1 protein-coding gene is annotated in these 236 nt (G+C 36.9%); it reads left to right on the top strand.

Translation table 11 applies throughout. The annotated features are described in order from the left end of the window. Positions 1-22: 22 nt before the first annotated feature. Positions 23-236 (top strand): ArsB/NhaD family transporter (locus tag Q4548_RS17360; RefSeq protein ID WP_303457285.1); only part of this gene is annotated, 214 nt, incomplete at its 3' end.

The following is a 236-nucleotide window of genomic DNA, read 5'->3' as shown; positions in this document are numbered from 1 at the left end:
GATTGGAGGTATTATATTGTCAATGATTCTTATACTAGCAATATTAATCTTTGTAGCCACACTCGTATTAGTAATTTGGCAGCCAAAGGGATTGAATATCGGCTGGTCTGCAATGGGTGGAGCAATTATTGCTTTATTAGTGGGAGTTGTAGGGTTTAATGATGTCATAGCAGTAACAGAAATAGTTTGGAATGCGACCTTGGCATTTGTTGCTATCATTCTTATTTCCCTAATAC

The sequence above is a fragment of the Wenyingzhuangia sp. 2_MG-2023 genome (genome assembly GCF_030548295.1).
GTDB lineage: Bacteria > Bacteroidota > Bacteroidia > Flavobacteriales > Flavobacteriaceae > Wenyingzhuangia.
This window is presented reverse-complemented; position numbering and strand designations above follow the sequence as displayed.